At 65.5% G+C, this 17,570-nt stretch carries 17 protein-coding genes; 4 read left to right on the top strand and 13 right to left on the bottom strand.

The window, feature by feature from the left end; genetic code table 11:
* Positions 1 to 376 precede the first annotated feature (376 nt).
* Positions 377 to 1,576, bottom strand: coding sequence for an ADP-forming succinate--CoA ligase subunit beta (sucC, locus tag RT424_RS03560; RefSeq protein WP_313434588.1), 1,200 nt, complete (start codon positions 1,574 to 1,576; stop codon positions 377 to 379).
* 163 nt (positions 1,577 to 1,739) lie between these two features.
* On the opposite strand from sucC, the gene RT424_RS03555 reads away from it, so the two are divergent.
* The gene (locus tag RT424_RS03555) at positions 1,740 to 2,534 is read left to right on the top strand and encodes a 3'(2'),5'-bisphosphate nucleotidase CysQ (RefSeq protein WP_313434587.1); all 795 of its coding nucleotides are present in this window, start codon (positions 1,740 to 1,742) and stop codon (positions 2,532 to 2,534) included.
* An 86-nt stretch (positions 2,535 to 2,620) separates the two neighbouring features.
* On the opposite strand, the gene RT424_RS03550 is transcribed toward RT424_RS03555, so the two are convergent.
* On the bottom strand, positions 2,621 to 3,295 hold the full coding sequence (locus RT424_RS03550; RefSeq protein WP_313434586.1) for an OmpA family protein: 675 nt from the start codon (positions 3,293 to 3,295) through the stop codon (positions 2,621 to 2,623).
* A gap of 220 nt (positions 3,296 to 3,515) precedes the next feature.
* On the opposite strand from RT424_RS03550, the gene RT424_RS03545 reads away from it, so the two are divergent.
* Positions 3,516 to 4,850 (top strand): hemolysin family protein, encoded by a 1,335-nt coding sequence (locus RT424_RS03545; RefSeq protein ID WP_313434585.1) that lies wholly within the window; start codon positions 3,516 to 3,518, stop codon positions 4,848 to 4,850.
* Between the two features lie 85 nt (positions 4,851 to 4,935).
* On the opposite strand, the gene RT424_RS03540 is transcribed toward RT424_RS03545, so the two are convergent.
* The 10 genes from RT424_RS03540 to RT424_RS03495 form a co-directional block, all read right to left on the bottom strand.
* On the bottom strand, positions 4,936 to 6,480 hold the full coding sequence (locus RT424_RS03540; RefSeq protein WP_313434584.1) for a DEAD/DEAH box helicase: 1,545 nt from the start codon (positions 6,478 to 6,480) through the stop codon (positions 4,936 to 4,938).
* 478 nt (positions 6,481 to 6,958) lie between these two features.
* Positions 6,959 to 7,570: a hypothetical protein gene (locus RT424_RS03535; protein WP_313434583.1), complete on the bottom strand. Its 612-nt coding sequence runs from the start codon at positions 7,568 to 7,570 to the stop codon at positions 6,959 to 6,961.
* A gap of 115 nt (positions 7,571 to 7,685) precedes the next feature.
* Positions 7,686 to 8,201, bottom strand: a complete 516-nt coding sequence (locus tag RT424_RS03530) for a demethoxyubiquinone hydroxylase family protein (protein ID WP_313434582.1) — start codon at positions 8,199 to 8,201, stop codon at positions 7,686 to 7,688.
* Positions 8,198 to 8,686, bottom strand: coding sequence for a disulfide bond formation protein B (locus RT424_RS03525; RefSeq protein ID WP_313434581.1), 489 nt, complete (start codon positions 8,684 to 8,686; stop codon positions 8,198 to 8,200). Before RT424_RS03525 ends, RT424_RS03530 begins: the two co-directional genes overlap by 4 nt.
* Positions 8,687 to 8,696: 10 nt before the next feature.
* Complete coding sequence (locus RT424_RS03520) at positions 8,697 to 10,103, bottom strand: S41 family peptidase (RefSeq protein ID WP_313434580.1); 1,407 nt, start codon at positions 10,101 to 10,103, stop codon at positions 8,697 to 8,699.
* A gap of 189 nt (positions 10,104 to 10,292) precedes the next feature.
* Positions 10,293 to 11,540, bottom strand: a complete 1,248-nt coding sequence (locus RT424_RS03515; protein WP_313434579.1) for a peptidoglycan DD-metalloendopeptidase family protein — start codon at positions 11,538 to 11,540, stop codon at positions 10,293 to 10,295.
* A 155-nt stretch (positions 11,541 to 11,695) separates the two neighbouring features.
* The gene (locus tag RT424_RS03510) at positions 11,696 to 12,121 is read right to left on the bottom strand and encodes a 23S rRNA (pseudouridine(1915)-N(3))-methyltransferase RlmH (RefSeq protein ID WP_313434578.1); all 426 of its coding nucleotides are present in this window, start codon (positions 12,119 to 12,121) and stop codon (positions 11,696 to 11,698) included.
* Between the two features lie 190 nt (positions 12,122 to 12,311).
* A complete protein-coding gene (gene rsfS / locus RT424_RS03505; protein WP_313434577.1) occupies positions 12,312 to 12,710 on the bottom strand; it encodes a ribosome silencing factor in 399 nt (132 codons plus the stop codon).
* A 129-nt stretch (positions 12,711 to 12,839) separates the two neighbouring features.
* A complete protein-coding gene (locus RT424_RS03500) occupies positions 12,840 to 13,562 on the bottom strand; it encodes a nicotinate-nucleotide adenylyltransferase (protein ID WP_313434576.1) in 723 nt (240 codons plus the stop codon).
* A gap of 31 nt (positions 13,563 to 13,593) precedes the next feature.
* A complete protein-coding gene (locus tag RT424_RS03495; RefSeq protein ID WP_313434575.1) occupies positions 13,594 to 14,910 on the bottom strand; it encodes a glutamate-5-semialdehyde dehydrogenase in 1,317 nt (438 codons plus the stop codon).
* 288 nt (positions 14,911 to 15,198) lie between these two features.
* On the opposite strand from RT424_RS03495, the gene RT424_RS03490 reads away from it, so the two are divergent.
* Positions 15,199 to 16,320 carry a M23 family metallopeptidase gene (locus tag RT424_RS03490; RefSeq protein ID WP_313434574.1) on the top strand — a complete coding sequence of 374 codons (1,122 nt, stop codon included), beginning with the start codon at positions 15,199 to 15,201 and terminating at the stop codon, positions 16,318 to 16,320.
* Positions 16,321 to 16,324: 4 nt separating this feature from the next.
* Positions 16,325 to 16,750 (top strand): polymer-forming cytoskeletal protein, encoded by a 426-nt coding sequence (locus RT424_RS03485; protein ID WP_313434592.1) that lies wholly within the window; start codon positions 16,325 to 16,327, stop codon positions 16,748 to 16,750.
* Positions 16,751 to 16,838: 88 nt separating this feature from the next.
* Here the strand turns inward: RT424_RS03485 and RT424_RS03480 are convergent, their stop codons facing one another.
* On the bottom strand, positions 16,839 to 17,546 hold the full coding sequence (locus tag RT424_RS03480) for a DUF1013 domain-containing protein (RefSeq protein ID WP_313434573.1): 708 nt from the start codon (positions 17,544 to 17,546) through the stop codon (positions 16,839 to 16,841).
* Between the last annotated feature and the right edge of the window lie 24 nt (positions 17,547 to 17,570).

Genomic DNA, 17,570 nt, shown 5'->3' with positions numbered 1-17,570 from the left:
CGCGCGGCTTTACGTTATAGTCGATCACCCGCTTCACGGGCACGAGGATCTTCATCTGATCGGGTCCTCTCAGTTTCAGGCACGGCGTGTTTAGCCGCTCGATTAAATCCACTCAAGGCCCGCCTAATAGGCAATTGACGTAAGCGTCAAGACCTGCCGCAGCGAGATGAGCCCATCCGGGGATCACCAGGCACGCCATATCGCAAATTCGCGAGAACGCGCATCGCTCCGGCAGAAAAGCAAAGGCCGAGAAATACTATGATGCCGAAAAGGTCGGCTTGCCGCGCGCCTCAAACGCAAACGGCGGGGGTCCGGAAACCCCCGCCGCTGCATTATCCATCACGGGATCGTGCAAGATCCAAGAAACGGGGCCCTATCAGGCGACGTTCTTGACCTCTGCCACGATCTTCTTGGCGGCATCGCCCAGGTCGTTGGCGGGGACGATCGGCAGGCCGGAATTGGCCAGGATGTCCTTGCCCTGCTGGACGTTGGTGCCTTCGAGGCGAACGACGAGCGGAACCGAGAGGTTCACTTCCTTCGCCGCTGCCACGATGCCGTCGGCGATGACGTCGCACTTCATGATGCCGCCGAAGATGTTGACGAGGATGCCCTTCACGTTCGGATCGCGCAGAATGATCTTGAACGCCGCGGTCACCTTTTCCTTGGTGGCGCCGCCGCCGACGTCAAGGAAGTTGGCCGGGAACGAGCCGTTGAGCTTGATGATGTCCATCGTCGCCATGGCAAGACCGGCGCCGTTGACCATGCAGCCGATGTCGCCATCGAGCTTGATGTAGGCCAGGTCGTACTTCGAGGCTTCGACTTCCGCCGGATCTTCCTCGGTCTCGTCGCGCAGGGCCTGCACGTCGGGGTGACGGTAGAGCGCGTTCGAGTCGAAGCTCATCTTGGTGTCGAGGACGAGCAGATTGCCGTCCTTGGTTTCCACCAGCGGGTTGATTTCGAGCATGTCGCAGTCAAGCGCCACGAAGGCTTCGTAGAGCTGCTTGGCGATCTTCTGCGCCTGCTTGTTGAGATCGCCGGTCAGCTTGAGGGCGAAGGCAACGGCGCGGCCGTGGTGCGGCTGGAAACCGGCTGCGGTGTCGATGGTGACGGTGGTGATCTTCTCGGGGGTGTTGTGGGCAACATCCTCGATGTCCATGCCGCCTTCGGTCGAGACGATCATGGCGACGCGGCTGGAAGCGCGGTCGACGACCATCGAAAGGTAGTATTCCGAGGCAATATCGACGCCGTCGGTCACGTAGAGGCGGTTCACCTGCTTGCCCGCGTCACCCGTCTGCACGGTGACGAGCGTGTTGCCGAGCATTTCCTTGGCGAAAGCTTCGACTTCTTCGACCGACTTGGCAAGGCGCACGCCGCCCTTGGCATCGGCGCCGAGTTCCTTGAACTTGCCCTTACCGCGCCCACCGGCGTGGATCTGGGCCTTCACGACATAGAGCGGCCCGGGGAGCTGCTTGGCGGCGGCGACCGCTTCCTCGACAGTGAGAGCGGCAATGCCGGCGGGGATGCCGACGCCGAACTTCGCAAGCAGTTCCTTCGCCTGGTATTCGTGAATGTTCATCGCTGAAATCGCTTTCTGCTGGAGTGTCCGTGGAAAGGCGTGAAGAGCCCCGAACTGATCCCGGCCGCATAAGCACATCCCTGCGCGCTTGAAAAGTCCCGTTCCCTGCGCAATGGGATCGCGCAACATCTCAAAACATCCGGAACACCAGAACGACTAGCGCATGATCGATCGCGACAGACTTGAAGCCATCGTCCGCGAAGCCGGACGGATCGCCATGGCCGGTTGGCCGGGTGATGGCCATGTGCTTGAGCATTGGGAAAAAACGCCCGGCAGCCCGGTCAGCGTGGCCGATATCGAGGTCGATTCCTACCTCAAGCGGGAACTGAGCCGATTGCTGCCATCGGCAGGATGGCTGTCGGAAGAGACAGTGGATTCCCCGGCGCGCCAGGGCCATGAACTGGTCTGGCTGGTCGATCCCATCGACGGCACGCGGGATTTCATCGCCGGGCGCACGGGTTGGGCGGTTTCCGTCGCACTGGTGAATACGCGCCGCCCGTTGATCGGCCTGCTCCATGCCCCGGCGCGGGCGCGGGAAGCCGGCGGCGAGTTCTGGTATGGCGAGGCGGGCAAGGGAAGCTGGCGCAACGGCGTGCCGCTGCGAGCGAGCGGGCGGGAGACGCTGGCCGGCGCACGCGTTCCCGCGAAGAAGCTGGCGCCGGAAGATGCCGACCTGGTTCTGGTGGACCAGCCGAATTCGATCGCGCTGCGCATGGCGATGGTCGCCGCCGCCGAGGCAGACCTGCTCGCGACCCTGCGCTGGGGCTACGAATGGGACATCGCCGCCGCCGGGCTGATCGCCCGCGAGGCCGGCGCCGCCGTCACCGACGCTTTCGGAAAGCCGCTCAACTACAACAAGCACGATCCCCGCGCCTTCGGCGTCATGGTAAGTTCGGCGGCGATCCACGAAGCGGCAGTGGAGCGCCTGGCGGATCGGGCGCGTCGGTACTCGGCCTAGGGTAAAGTCCGAAAGCAAAAAGGGGCCGCACCAGAAGGCCGACCCCTTTCCCGATCCCGCTTTCCAGCGGAAACACTTTTTTACGATTATCGCGCGGCGGAAGCCTCGTCCTGCGTGACCGGCGTGATCTTGATCTCGACGCGGCGGTTCTTGGCGCGGCCTTCCGGCGTGGTGTTGTCCGCCACCGGATAGTTCTTGCCCATGCCCTGCGTCTGGATGCGAGCGGACGAGACGCCGCGCATGATCAGGTAGCGCGCGACCGAATCGGCGCGGCGCTTGGACAGATCCTGATTGTAAGTGGCCGAGCCGGTGGAGTCGGTGTGGCCGTAGACGTCGATCAGGCTGTCGGGATACTTGGTCATGCTCTGCGCGACGTTGTCGAGCGCGGACTGGAACGAGGGGCTGATCTCGGTCGAATCGACCGCGAAGGTCACGTCCGGCAGGTTGACGAGAATGCCGTCGCCTTCCTGGGTCACGTCGATGCCCGATCCGGCGGTGTCTTCCTTCAGTTCCTTGATCTGCTTGTCCATCTGGTAGCCGACGACGCCGCCAGCCACGCCGCCGATGCCCGCGCCGACGATGCGCGCGGTCTTGCCGCCGATCACGCTGCCCAGGAGGTAGCCAAGACCCGCGCCGCCGGCGCCGCCGATGGCCGTGCGCGAAACCTTGCGCTCACCGGTATTGGGATCGGTGACGCAGGCGGAGACCGCGACAAGCGAGAGGGCGGCAAAAGCGGACGTCATCAGGCGTGATTTCTTCATGGTCTTCCCTCCTGTTCAGAAACACTTCCACGGCGTATGTGTGGTAGTGGACATGAATAGCAGATGGCTGATCCCGGCGAAACGATTGCTGCCTCCAACTGTTCCCGCACCGGCAGGATGCATCGTTTTCGTCCGAACGACGTTTCCGCCGCGTGACGTTTATGTCCAACCGCAACAGCCGCTTCGCAGTTGCGGCGATTTCTGCTAGCGCAAGGGTATTGTGACACCTTTTCCCTGGACCGACCTCCTCATCATCGCCGGCCTGATCCTGATCAACGGCCTGTTCTCCATGTCCGAGCTGGCCATCGTGTCCGCGCGTTCGGCCCGGCTGAGCGTCCTCGCCGACAAGGGTAGCGGCGCGGCGCGCACCGCGCTGGAACTCGCGGCGGACCCCGGCAAGTTTCTCAGCACGGTGCAGATCGGCATCACCCTCATCGGCATCATCGCCGGCGCCTATTCGGGCGCCAGCCTGGGCGGCCCAGTGGGCGAACGTCTCGTCGCGTTGGGCGTGCCCGAGCGCTTCGCCGGCGAGGCGGGCTTCACCGTGGTGATCATCGCCACGACTTTCGCCAGCCTCGTGGTCGGCGAACTGGTGCCCAAGCAGCTTGCGCTGCGCATGGCGGAGCCGGTGGCGATCGTCATGGCCCGACCGATGGCCTGGCTCGCGCGAATCATGGCCCCCTTCGTGTGGCTGCTTGACCGGTCGTCGGGCCTGATCCTGCGCCTCTTCTCGATTCGCGGCGGCGACCAAGGGCGGCTGACCGCGGAAGAACTCCAGATGATCTTCGCCGAAGCGACCCGCTCGGGCGTGATCGAGGAAGAAGAGCGCGCGATGATGACCGGCATCATGCGCATGGCCGAACGGCCCGTGCGCGAGCTGATGACGCCGCGCAACCAGATCGACTGGATCGACGTCAACGCCACCGAGGAAGCCCTGCGCGAAAAGATCGAGGCTTCGCCGCACTCGATGCTGCCCGTGGCGGAGGAAGGGTCGCCGGACAACATCGTCGGTATCCTCAAGGTGCGCGAAGTTCTTGCGGCACTCGTCGCCGGGCGTCCGGTAGAGATCGCCGCGATGATGAAGCGGGCCGAAGTCATCCCCGACCAGCTCGACGCCATGGATGCCCTGCGCAAGTTGCAGCAGGCCGAAGTGACGATGGCGGTCGTGCATGACGAATATGGCCATCTGGAAGGTCTCGTCACCACGTCCGACATGCTGGCCGCTCTCGCCGGAACGTTCGTCGGCCATCAGGACGAAGGCGACGCGCCGATGGTGGTCGAGCGCGAGGACGGCTCGCTGCTGGTGTCGGGCGCGATGCCCGCCGATGCCCTGGCCGATCGCCTGGCAATGACCCTGCCCGACGATCGCGAATATGCCACCGCCGCAGGCTACATCCTGGCCGTGCTCAAGAAAGTCCCTCGCGAAGGGGAATTCTTCGCCGATCAGGGCTGGCGTTTCGAGGTCGTCGACATGGACGGCCTGAAGATCGACAAGATCCTCGTCTCTCGCATCGACGAGGATGGCGGGGACGACGGCGTTGCCGGAGAGGCATAAGAAAAGAGCCCCACGCCGAATGGCATGAGGCCCGTTTCGAAAGTTCGAAAGGCCGGTCCATTGGACCGGCCTTTTTCCTATGCGATCAGCTGGCGCGGCGGACCGCACCCTTGTGCGTGCCGACGGTCTTGCCGCCGCGCGGACGGAAGCTGCGCTTGCGCTCGCCACCCTCTTCACCGCCATGCTCGCGGCGATCGCCACGCGGCGCATCGCTGCGCGGACGATCGTCACGGCGACGTTCGTCACCACGGCGCTCGGTGCGCTCGCCCTGCGGACGATCACCGTGCGGACGATCACCATGCGGCCGGTCGCGGCGCTCGCCACGCGGCTGCTGGCTGCGGTTGCCGCCACGACCGTCACGACGGCCTTCACCCTGGCGCTGGCCGTCACGCGAACGACCGTTGCCCTGCGGCGCGGCCGGGGCCTGGCGCGAAGGCGCGGGCAGGCGCGCGGCCTGCTTCTGGAAATCCTCGGGCAGGCCGAGCGTCGCCAGCTTTACGCGGGTCAGCTTCTCGATGTCGCGGATGTAGGGCTTCTCGTCCGGCGCGACGTAGCTGATCGCCACACCATCGGCGCCGGCGCGCGCGGTGCGGCCGATGCGGTGAACGTACTGTTCGGCCACGTTCGGGATTTCGAAGTTGTAGACGTGGCTCACACCGCTGACGTCGATACCGCGCGCGGCAATGTCGGTGGCGACGAGGATGCGGATCGTGCCCTGGCGGAAACCACCAAGCGCAGCGGTGCGCTGGGCCTGGCTCTTGTTGCCATGGATCGCGGCTGCCGGGATACCGGCGGCGACGAGGTGGCGGACCACGCGGTCGGCGCCGTGCTTGGTGCGGGTGAACACCAGCGCGCGGTCGATCGCGCCATGCGCGGCCTTCTCTGCGGCATCCTCGGCCAGGCCTTCACGCAGGCTGAGGGTAAGCAGCGCCTGCTTCTCGGCCTGGTTGATGAAGGTGGCGTACTGCTCGACGCGCTCTGCCGTAGTCGACTGCGGCGCGACTTCGACCTTGACCGGGTTGTTGATGAACTGCTTGCCCAGTTCCGCGATCGCCTGCGGCATGGTGGCCGAGAAGAACAGGCTCTGGCGTTCCTTGGGCAGAAGGTTCGCAACGCGCTTCAGCGGAACGATGAAGCCGAGGTCCATCATCTGGTCGGCTTCGTCGAGCACGAAAATCTCGACATGGCGCAAGGTCAGCGCACGGCTGTCGATCAGGTCGAGCAGGCGGCCGGGGGTGGCGACGAGGATGTCGGTGCCGCGCTCCAGCGCGCGGGCCTGCTTGCCGGCAGGCACGCCGCCGAAGATGCACTGGACCGAAAGGTTCAGGAACTTGGCATAGCCGCGCATGTTCTCGGCGATCTGGGCTGCGAGTTCGCGGGTCGGCGAGAGCACGAGCATGCGGCAGCCGGCGTTTTGGCGCGGCTTGGGATCGTTGGCGAGGCGGTGCAGCGAAGGCAGCGAGAACGCGGCGGTCTTGCCGGTGCCGGTCTGCGCGATGCCGAGAATGTCACGACCCTCGAGCAGCGCGGGAATCGACTGGCGCTGAATCGGCGAGGGATCGGTGTAGCCCTTGGCCGCGAGCGCACGGAGAATCGGCTCGGCCAGACCAAGTTCGGAAAAATAGGACATGTGTCACTTTCACAAGGTGCGGGGCACGCGGAAGGTACTTGGCCCGCGCACACAGCAAGGTGTCGTTACGGGCGACCCTGCGTGAAGAAGGAAGCTGGTTCAAAAGGACAACCGCTCATCCGGGCCGGTCCGCATGGGACCTCACGCTGCTCACGGATTGCGGCAGGGAAGAACCCTACGCGCCGGTTGTCGGAAAGCATTTAGTGTGCGCTGCGGCAAAACGCAAGATAATTGCGTGACGATGCGTCTTTTGCGGGACGTCACCCCCAAGCGCCTTGCCACTCAACCCGAAAAAAGGTGCCTGAGCGAGAAACGCGCCAGGCATCCTGCCGATGTTCCCGGCGATAGCATTCGTCGTGATGCGCAAGCGGGAACCACCATGAAACGGATGGCACCCTTCCCTCACGGGCGACCGATCAACGTATGTCTCGCGGAAACGACGACGAACGCGTCGCCGCCCCCTTGCCGCTTGCAGCGCCTACTTGCGGCGGCGATTGGTGGCCTGCGGCTGCGGCAGGGCTGCGTCGGTGGCGTCGGCCTTGGCATCGGCATCCGCCTGCTGGCGGCGCTGCTGGTCGAAATAGGCCTTCTCGGCTTCCTCTACCCGCTTCTGCTGCTCGGCGGCATCGGCGTCGATGGTGGAAAGGCGCTTTTCGCGCTCGGCCTGGATCAGTTCGCTGAACCGCACCTCGGAGCCGTTCTTGCGTTCCGCAGCGGCCTGGTTGATCAGTTTCTGCGTGCACCCCGAAGCACCGCCCGCGCCTACGGGCGAGCAGCTCATATTGCCGAAAGCGCCCACGGTTTCATAAGCCTGCACCTTGTTGGTCCACGCTTCCGACTGCGGCCGGTCGATGCCGCGCAGGGGCTCCGGAATGCGGAAGCGCTCCTCTTCGGCCTTGCGCGCGCAGACCGTGATCTCGCCGCCGCTGGAAGCCGGGCAGGGATCGTCGCCATAGATGATCAGCTGGTTCACCTTGTCGTCGCCCGTGCCGGATCCGCCGGCGTCCTGCGCGGCGGCGGGCAGCGCGCCCATGGTCAGCCCCAACCCCAAGGTGGCGAGAGCTGCTGCAGTGGTCAGGAGGCGCGTCATCGAATTGCTCCAGCTTGGTCGAGGTGTTCGCGGAACCGATTCAGGGCACGGCGGCCTTGAATGGGGTGCAGAGTATCATGTCACCCTTTTCCGGCGACAGTATAACGTCCGGATTTCAGATTCTTTCCGAAAGCTTGATCGCCACGCGGCAGCCGAGCCGAATGGCGTTGAACAGCAACGGATAGGCGGGCGCCTTTTCCGCGCCGGCGGCCAGCGCCGCGTCACGGTGCTCTCGCTCCTCGTCGCGGAACTTGCGGATGACGCCGCCGAGTTCGGGATCCTCGTCGCCAAGGTCTTCGAGCTGCTCGGTATAGTGGCGGTCGATTTCGGTTTCGATCGCGGCGGTGCAGGCCATGGCCGCTTCCGGACCGATCAGCGCCGTCGCCGCGCCGAGCGCATAGCCCGCGGCGGACCATACCGGCTGCAGCAGCGTGGGCCGTACCCGGCGTTCGGCAATCATGGCATCGAAGCGGGCCAGATGCTCCGACTCCTGCTCGGCCATGCCGGCGATCTCGGTCGAGTGCGGGGCGCGGGCCCCCATCACTGCCAGCTGGCCGGCGTAGATGCGCGTCGCGCCGAATTCACCGGCCTGATCGACCCGGATCATCCGCTCAGCCTTCGAAGAGGTCATGCCGGTACCTTGCGGCTGCGGGCGACAAGACCGAACACGGCCAGGGCACCCAGGGTGGAGATGAGGAAGTTGAAGCCCGCCAGCGAAATGCCGCCCAGGGTCCAGGGCGCGACATCGCAGCGGATCACGGGCGCGTTTAGGATCGCGTCCATCGGGTCCACCCCGGCCGCAAAGGTCGTGGAGGTGCAGGCGGTCATGCCCTGCCACCAGCCGTATTCGACACCCGCGTGATAGCCGCCGATCAGGCCCGAGGTCAGGATGCCGACGGCCGCCACCGCCACCAGCGGGCGCACCGGCCGCCAGAAGAAGGCCAGTACCGCGAAGACGATCGCGAACATGTGCGGATAACGCTGCCACCAGCACATCTCGCAGGGATGGAGCCCGAAGACGTACTGGCTGACATAGGCACCCCCAAGCAGGACCACGGGAACGACGAGCGCCAGCGCGCGGGCTGCGCGCAAGGGGGCGGCAACGGCAACAGTCATTACGGCGCCCTCAGTCCTTCTGCGCGGTCTGGGGACCAGCCGGCTTTTGGGCCGGAACGGTTGCCGGCGGCGCGCTGTAACGCGCCAGCGCCGGTTTTCCGGCGGTGCGGCGCAGCGTATCGATGGCATAGGCAAGCTGGAAATCTTCGATGCCCTGCTTCTTCAGATCCTCTGCCGAGGCCTTGAAGCGGGAGTCGTCCTTCTTGTCGGTTTCCAGTTCCTTGTCGTCCAGCGAAGCCTCGTTGATGAGATGGCCGCGTAGATCGGATTCGCGCACCGCCCGCTCGGCGCGGGCGCGGGCATCGGGGTCGGAAAGCTGCGGAACCTTGATGTCCGGCATGATACCGCCTTCCTGCACCGAATGGCCCGACGGCGTGAAATAGCGCGCAGTGGTCAGCTTCACGGCGCTGTTCTTGTCGAGCTGGATGAAGGACTGGACCGAGCCCTTGCCGAACGTGCGTTCGCCCATGACGACGGCGCGATGCTGGTCCTGCAAGGCACCGGCGACAATCTCGGACGCCGAGGCCGAACCCGCATCGACCAGCACGACGATCGGCATGCCCTTGACGATATCGCCCTTGAACATCGATTCGGCGCGGTAATACTGGTTCTCGCTGGCGATGCGGCCGCGCTGCGACACGATCACGCCCTTGTCGAGGAACAGGTCGGACAATGCCACGGCCTCGTCCAGCGAGCCGCCGGGGTTGGACCGCAAGTCGAGCACGAGACCGTCGAGCCGGGTACCCTTGGTGGCAGCCTGCTTCTTGAGGTCGGCGATGCCCTTGTTCACGAAGTTGCCGACATCGCGCGAGAACTCGTTCACCGAGATCACGCCCACTTCGTTCTTCAGTTCCCAGGTCACCGGTTCCAGCTCGATCACGCCGCGCGTCACGGTCACGTCGAAAGGCTTGTCACGGCCGGGACGGAAGATCGTCAGGCGGATCGAGGTGCCGGCCTGGCCGCGCATCTTGGACACCGCCTCGTCCAGATCGCGCTCGTAATAAAGCACGCCGTCGAGGTGGGTGATGTAATCGCCCGCCTTGAGGCCGGCCTTTTCCGCCGGGCTGCCCTTGAACGGGGAGACGATCTTCACTGCGCCGTCGTCTTCCACGACGGAGAGGCCGAGGCCGGTGTAGTTGCCATCGATCATGGTCTCGAGCCGCTGGAGCGAAGGACCGTCGAGATAGTTGGAATGGGGATCGAGGCTGGCCAGCATGCCGTCGATCGCGCCCTTGATCAGCTTGTCGTCGTCAACCTGGTCGACGTAGTTGGCCTTGACCAGTTCGTAGATCGTGAAAAGCTTGCTGAATTCGGGATTCACGCGGCTGTCCACCGCGGCAAGGCCGGACGTCGCCACGGGAAGGGCGGCAACGGCCGACACCAACAGGGCAGCGCGCATCAGGGGTGCGAATTTCATCGGGCGATAAGGCCTTTTCGTACGTCACGCCGGCTGAAAGCCGGGAGGAAGAACTTGACTGTAATCCTACAGAGCCGCCCGCACAATTGCCTAGGACGTAAACTTGGAACGCGGCGGAAGCATTGCGTATCCTAGGGCTTTGAGGATGAACAGAGGGTTGCGGGCGCGCTAGGGTGCGTAGGGATATACCTAAAGCGAACGGATATATTGTAGAGGGTTCACTGCCTCTCCCCGCCGCCGCAATTCCACCATGATGCGCGGATCGCCCGGCCCGGTCAGCCCCAGCGGAGCCCCGGCCACCACCTGGCGCCCCACCTCGACATCGAGCCGGGCCATTCCGGTGATCAGCGAAGTCCAGCCGCCGCGATGTTCGATGATCGCGATGCGGCCATAGCCGCGATAAGGGCCAGCGAAGGCGACTCGCCCCGCAGCCGGCGCTACGACCTGGGCATTGGCGCGCGTAGCCAGAGTCAGGCCCCGCGATGCGGCCTGCCCGGGCAGCATCTCGCCGAACCCCGTCAGGAGGCGGCCGGTGACCGGCAGCATGTAGCTGGCCAGTCCTTCGGGAACCGGCACGAACTGCGAGGCTTCGATCACGCGCGCTTCCTCGGGCCGGGGAGGTCGCATCGTCGGGCCGGGCAAGGCGGCAAGCTGTTCGCGGAGCGCGCCCTGCTCTCCCATGAGGTCGACCAGATCGCCAAGGTCACGCGCCTTTTCCGACAGGGCCAGGGCCCTTTCCCCTTCGCGCGCCGCGATGCCGGTGGCGGCGCGCCCGGCAAGGCGCTGCCGGGATTCGAGCACGCCTAGGGCCTGGCGCCGTTGGCGCATCTGGCCTTCCATCTCGGCCAGCACATGACCGGCCGCCCGCGCCTGCTGTTCCAAAGCCCGGCCGCGCTCTATCTCGGCGCGCAGGCCGCGCGTGCGACGTTCCACCTCGGGCATCATCGTATCGAGCAGTGCGCGCAGATAGACCGCGTCCTGCACCGATCCCGGACGCAGCACGGCCAAGAGTGGCGGACGACGCGACAACCGCTGAAGAGAACCGGTCAAACGGGCAAGCGGGGCCTGCTTTTCCGCTAGGCGCTCCCGCAGGTCCACCCGCTCCAGCGCGATGATCCGTACCTGCGCCCGCTGGGCGGCGATGCCGGCTTCGGTTTCCTGGATGCGCGCGGCGAGAGCGGCGGTTTCTCGCGCCGTCCGTTCGGCCTGCTCGGTCACCTGACGCGCTTTGGATTCCAGTTTTTCAGCACGGACCCGCGCTGCGTCGCTCTCGCGCCGTGCGGCAAGCATGTCGCGCTGGGCAGTCGTCGAATCCGCCGCAGGGTCGAGAACTGCCATGGCTCCGGGCTGCGTCAGTCCCTCCCCCGCGAGCACGACGACGCCTGCCGCGAGAACGGCAGATGCGGCAAGCAGGAGTTTGCGGGATGCAGGCTTCACAGCGGAACGGTTAGGGCAGCACGAGTCCCGCGAAAAGAGGAAACCTCGGCCTTAAAGGAAATGCCGGTACGTCGCGGATCGCAGCAACGTCATCCTGAACTTGGTTCAGGGTGACGAGGTTTGGAGGCAAAGGCAGCGCGCCTCCCCGCAGTCGATCACCCCGATCGGTGATAGGGATGGCCCGCCAGGATCGCCGTTGCGCGCCAGAGCTGCTCGGCCAGCATCGCGCGGGCCATGAGGTGGGGCCAGGTCATCTTGCCGAAGCACAGCAGATGATCGGCCCTTGCGCGTGCCTCGTCGCCGTGACCATCGGCGGCGCCGATCAGGAAGCGGCACTCGCGCACGCCCTCGTCGCGCCAACGTCCGAGCAGCGCGGCGAATTCCTCGGAACTCATCGCCTTGCCGCGCTCGTCCAGCAGAACTTCGCGATAGGGAGTATGCGCCGGCGGCGGCACTTTGCCGCCCACATCGGGCAGCTCGCTATGCCGGAACGGCCAGGTCAGGCGCTTGGCATAGCGATCGAGCAATTCGCCCTCTGGTGAGCGGGCGATCTTGCCGCGGGCGATGATGTGAAGAAGCATGGGTACGAAACCCCGATCCGGGCCGGAGAAGAAGCGCCAGAGCTACGGCGAAAGCAGGCCATGACCGAAAGAGGCCCGCCGGGCGCGAAACGACGCGCCGGGAAGCCGCGTTCGGGTCGGTTGCGGACCCGGCACCCTGGGGGCCGGGGATCCGTCAGTCGCGATCCGTCAGTCGCCCTGCCAACGCCGCTCAGGCTGCGCCGGACGGTCCGTCGAAGCCCCACATCCTTTCCAGGTTGTAGAAGCTGCGCACTTCCGGGCGGAAGAGGTGGACGATCACGCCGCCGGCATCGACCAGCACCCAGTCGGCTGCCGGAAGACCTTCGATGCGGGAATGACCGAAGCCGCCCTGCTTCAGGCGCTCGCCAAGTTTCTGGGCCATCGCCGCCACCTGGCGGGTCGAACGGCCCGATGCGATCACCATGAATTCGGCGATCGTCGACTTGCCTGCCAAGTCGATGGTCACGATGTCCTGCGCCTGGTCGTCATCCAGGGATTGCAGGACGAGAGCCAACTGCGGGTCGTCTGACTCGACCGTGGCGAGGGGCGTTGCGCCGGTTGCGGCCGGCTGTATCTGTGCCTGTGGCATCTTAAGTAGGGTCTGCTCCTTTCAGCGACCGAACCGGCCTTGCATGGGATGCTTTCGCATCGAATGCCTTGCCGCGCTCGATCTGATCATTGGATTTCCGGGCATGCGTACGAGAGGCGATTAGCCTGCTCACGCTGCATCTCCGGGTATCGGGCGGTGGGTAACATCGTCTCTCAGCGAATCGATGTGCCAATGTCCCACGGTATCGGAGCCTGCCTGCGGAAGCCTGTTTATCAGCTTCCGGGCCCACTCCGGATTGGCCTGGCGGATCGCCGTGGCCGACCGGGAATCGGGGTCGAATCGCAATGTCACCAGCGCGGGTGCGCTCCACCTTTCCGGACCACGAAGACTAGGATGGGGCCTCCGGAACCTCCCCAACCAGGCCATCGCGGGGCTCGCGACGGCAAGGCCATCATACCCCGGACGGGCGATTACCGCAATCGGCATGAGTCGCGCGATCGCACGCCAGTCTTTCCAGCGATGAAACTGGGCCAGATTGTCCGCTCCCATCAGCCACACGAAACGGCGTTTAGGGTACCGCCGCAGAAGCTTTCTCAGCGTATCGACGGTGTATCGCGTGCCCAGTTCGCGCTCGATCGCAGTCACCCGGATCGGTGCGCGACGGGCCAGACGCCGCGCCGAAAGCACGCGCGCAGCGAGCGGCGCCATGCCGGCCTTGGGTTTCAGCGGGTTGCCCGGCGAGACCATCCACCAGACCTCGTCGAGCCCGAGTGCGTTCGCCGCGAACAGGCTTATGCGCCGGTGCCCGCCATGGGCCGGATTGAAGCTGCCCCCCAGCAACCCGGTGATCGGCCCGGAGCGCGTTCGATGATCGGGCTGGGGATCGGGCATGGGAAAGACCGGCCGCCTCCGCGTGAAAAAATCAGGGCCGTTCCTGCCCGGTTCCGCGTACCAGCCACTTGTAAGTGGTCAGCCCCTCGAGCGCGACCGGGCCGCGCGCATGGAGTCGTCCGGTGGCGATGCCGATTTCTGCGCCCAGGCCGAATTCGCCGCCATCGGCGAACTGGCTGGACGCGTTGACCATGACGATCGCGCTGTCGACTTCCGCCAGGAATCGGTCGGCCGCTGCCGGATCGGCGGCGACGATGGCATCGGTGTGGTGCGAGGAATGCGCCGCGACATGGTCCATGGCGGCATCGAGCCCGTCGACGACGGCCACCGAAAGCACCGCGTCCAGGTACTCGGTATCCCAGTCCTCTGCGCTGGCAGGCAGCACCCGCGGATCGAGCGCCTGGGCACGGGCGTCGCCGCGCAATTCGCAGGCCGCGTCGGCCAGCGCCCGGACAACCTCGGCCGAGGCGGGGAACTGCGTGTCGAGCAGCAGCGTCTCCATCGATCCGCAGATCCCGGTGCGGCGAAGCTTGGCGTTGAGCGCAATGCCGCGCGCCATTTCCGGATCGGCGGACGCATGGACATAAGTATGGCAGATGCCGTCGAGATGGGCGAGCACCGGTACCCGCGCATCGGCCTGGACGCGCGCGACCAGGCTCTTGCCGCCGCGCGGCACGATCATGTCGATCAAGCCCGCCGCCGTCAGCATCGCGCCTACCACCGCGCGGTCCTGCGTAGGCACCAGCTGGACGGCGGCGGCGGGAACGCCCGCCTGTTCCAGGCCGGCGACCATCGCCGTCAGGATCGCCCGATTGGAATGGAGCGCCTCGCTGCCGCCACGCAGCAGCACCGCATTGCCCGAACGCAGGCAAAGCGCCGCGGCATCGGCAGTCACGTTGGGGCGACTTTCGTAGATGATGCCGATAAGGCCGATCGGAATGCGCACGCGCGAAAGCTTCAGTCCGTTCGGTCTTTCGCTTTCGGAAATGACCTCGCCCACGGGATCGGGCAGGGTCGCCACCTGCTCTACCGCGTCGGCAATCCCGGCAAGGCGTGCGGAATCGAGACGCAGGCGATCGAGCATGGCATCCGTGAGCCCCTTGGCCTGACCCGCTTCGACGTCCCGCGCATTGGCTTGCAGGATAGCCGGTTCCGCCAGACGCAGGGCGGCAGCGGCGGCACGCAAGGCCTCGCACTTCTGCGCATCCGTGAGGCGCGCCAGCACGCGCTGGGCCGCACGGCCCTTGGCGCCAAGTCGCGCTACGAGCGCTTCGGGCGACTCGCCGGCAGCGACGTCCGTTTCGTTGTCGGAACGGGTGTCGGCGGCGGAAGTGGTCTGCACGTTCATGGCAGCGGCCTAGCACCCTTGTGCGATACTGTCACCGAGCGGAGCAAGGGTATCTGTGCTTTTGGCGATCTCGATAAAGCACTTGAAAAATCTTGTTTTTTTGACGAATTAACCGAAACGGTAGATGAACGGACCAGCGCGAGGACAGCACTGGTTCCTCAATTCACCGCACGAATGAACCGCCTCAACCGGATTCTGCAACGAGTCACGGCAAGTCGATTCGCCACATTGCCCGGCCCCTGCTAGCCCGCCGCTCCGGGTTCAAGCCAAAAATCACGCGGGGTCGTTTTGAAATCAACATCTGCCGGGGCGCTTGCGAAGCGTCTCAAGGCGGCGTTCCCGGATCGCGAGCTGATCGTGCGATCGCAGGGGCAGGTCCGCTTCATCCGTTTCTCTTCGGGCATGCAGAAAGCCGCTTCCGGCGTCGCCGTGTCGCTGGTCGGCGCCTGGTGCGTTTCGATGGGCGCCATGGCGCTGTCGCAGTTTTCCGCAAGCACCGAGCAGGCCGCGCTGGCCACGCGCGAGGCGAAAGTCGCCGATGCCGCCAGTAAGGTAGCGAAGTATCGCGACAACCTGGACGGTACGGTAGCCGATCTTGCCCGTCGCCAGCAATTCATCGAAAAGATGATCGACGCGCATATCGGTGAACTTCCCGAGGAAACGGAAACGCCCGCAGCGCCGCCGACTCCAGCCTCCAAGCTCAGCGCCGCCCTGCCCGAGGCGAGCAAGCTGCAGCAGATCAAGTCCTCCCAGCTCGCGCTGGTCGATCGCCTGACCCGCTATGCCGATCACCGCGCCACGCTCGCCTCCGACACGATTCGCAAGCTTGGCCTGAATCCCGCCCCGATGATGGCCCGCGCCCGTTCGAAGGTGGCGGAGGGCGGCCCGCTCGAACGCCTCGCTACCGGCGCGGACGGATCGCTGGACCCGCGCTTCCGCCGTCTTGGCCTTAGCCTTGCGCGCATGGACGCGCTGGAAAACGGCCTGGCATCGATCCCCCAGGTGCAGCCCGCGCACGTCGCCTATGTCTCGTCGAGCTACGGCTACCGTTCCGATCCCTTCAACGGCAGCGCCGCCTTCCATGCCGGCCTGGACTTCCCCGGCCCCATGGGATCGCCGATCTACGCCGCGGCCAAGGGCAAGGTTTCGTTCGTGGGCCAGCGCCAGGGCTACGGAAACTGCATCGAGATCAGCCATGGCAATGGCCTGATGACCCGCTACGGCCACCTTTCCGCTTTCGGCGTCCGCGTCGGGCAGGATGTGGACGGCGGAACCCGCATCGCCGCGATGGGCAGCACCGGCCGCTCCACCGGCCCGCACCTCCACTTCGAAGTGCGCGTCAACAATCGCCCGATGAATCCGCGCCCCTTCCTGGAGGCCGCCCGCAATGTTCAGCAAGAAGCCCGATAACACCATGGTCAAGAACTTCACCAGCCACCGTACCGGCCCGACCTCGGGCTTCTCGATGCTCGGCAACGACATCACGCTCACCGGCAACGTCGAAGCCTCCGCCGATCTTCATATCGACGGTCGCGTGATCGGCGACATCACCTGCAAAGCCTTGGTCCAGGGCGAGGACAGCGAGATCGCCGGCGGCATTTCCGCCGAATCCGTGCGGATTGCCGGCACCGTGCGGGGCACGATCGCCGCGCGGGAAGTCGTGATCCTCAAGAGCGCGCAGATCATCGGCGATGTCGCCTATGACGCCCTCACCATAGAGCAGGGTGCGCGGCTGGAAGGTCGCCTCAGCCCCAATGGCGGGCAGATGCCCCCCGCGCTTGCTCGCCTGCCACACACGGGTTCGAGCAGCGAAGCGGACGTCGTCATCGCCGCGGAGTGAATCCGCAGCGCGACGGCGCGCAGCAAAAAGGCCCGCGACAGTCACCTGTCGCGGGCCTTTTTGTGTGTCGGCAATTACCGGGAAGCGATTACTCGCCTTGGTTGCCTGCGGCTTCGGCGGCGCGCTTGGCTTCGAGCCATGCGGCGACTTCGGCTTCCTGAGCGGCTTCGCTGGCGGCGCGCGAGGCGGCCTCACGCTCGGCGCGCAGTTCGTCGATCAGGGCCTGCCGGTCGTCGGTCAGACGCTCGTCGCTCTGGCCGTCGTCCTGGATGCCGGCCTTCTTCGCCGCCTTGAACACGATTCCGTCCAGCTCACGCTGCGAGCAGAGCCCCAGCGTGACTGGATCCTTCGGCGTGATGTTGGCGATGTTCCAGTGCGAACGATCGCGGATGGCCGCGATGGTGTTGCGCGTGGTGCCGATCAGCTTGCCGATCTGCGCGTCCGAAACCTCGGGGTGGTTGCGCAGGATCCAGGCGATGCCGTCCGGCTTGTCCTGGCGCTTCGAAACCGGGGTGTAGCGCGGGCCCTTGGTGCGGTTGGACGTGACCGGCACCTTGAACATGCGCAGCTTGTATTCGGGGTTGGCCTGCCCCTTCTCGATTTCTTCCATCGTCAGCTCGCCCGAACGCACGGGGTCGCGACCGGTGTACTTGCTGGATGCCAGGTCGTCGGCCATCGCCTGCACTTCGAGCATGTGCAGGCCGCAGAATTCGGCGATCTGCTCGAAGGTCAACGCGGTGCTGTCGACCAGCCACGAGGCGGTCGCGTGCGGCATCAGCGGAGTGGGCTGGCTCATGTCTCTATCTCCGGCGGAAACAAT

This window comes from Novosphingobium sp., assembly GCF_032093395.1.
Taxonomy (GTDB): Bacteria; Pseudomonadota; Alphaproteobacteria; order Sphingomonadales; family Sphingomonadaceae; genus Novosphingobium.
This window is presented reverse-complemented; position numbering and strand designations above follow the sequence as displayed.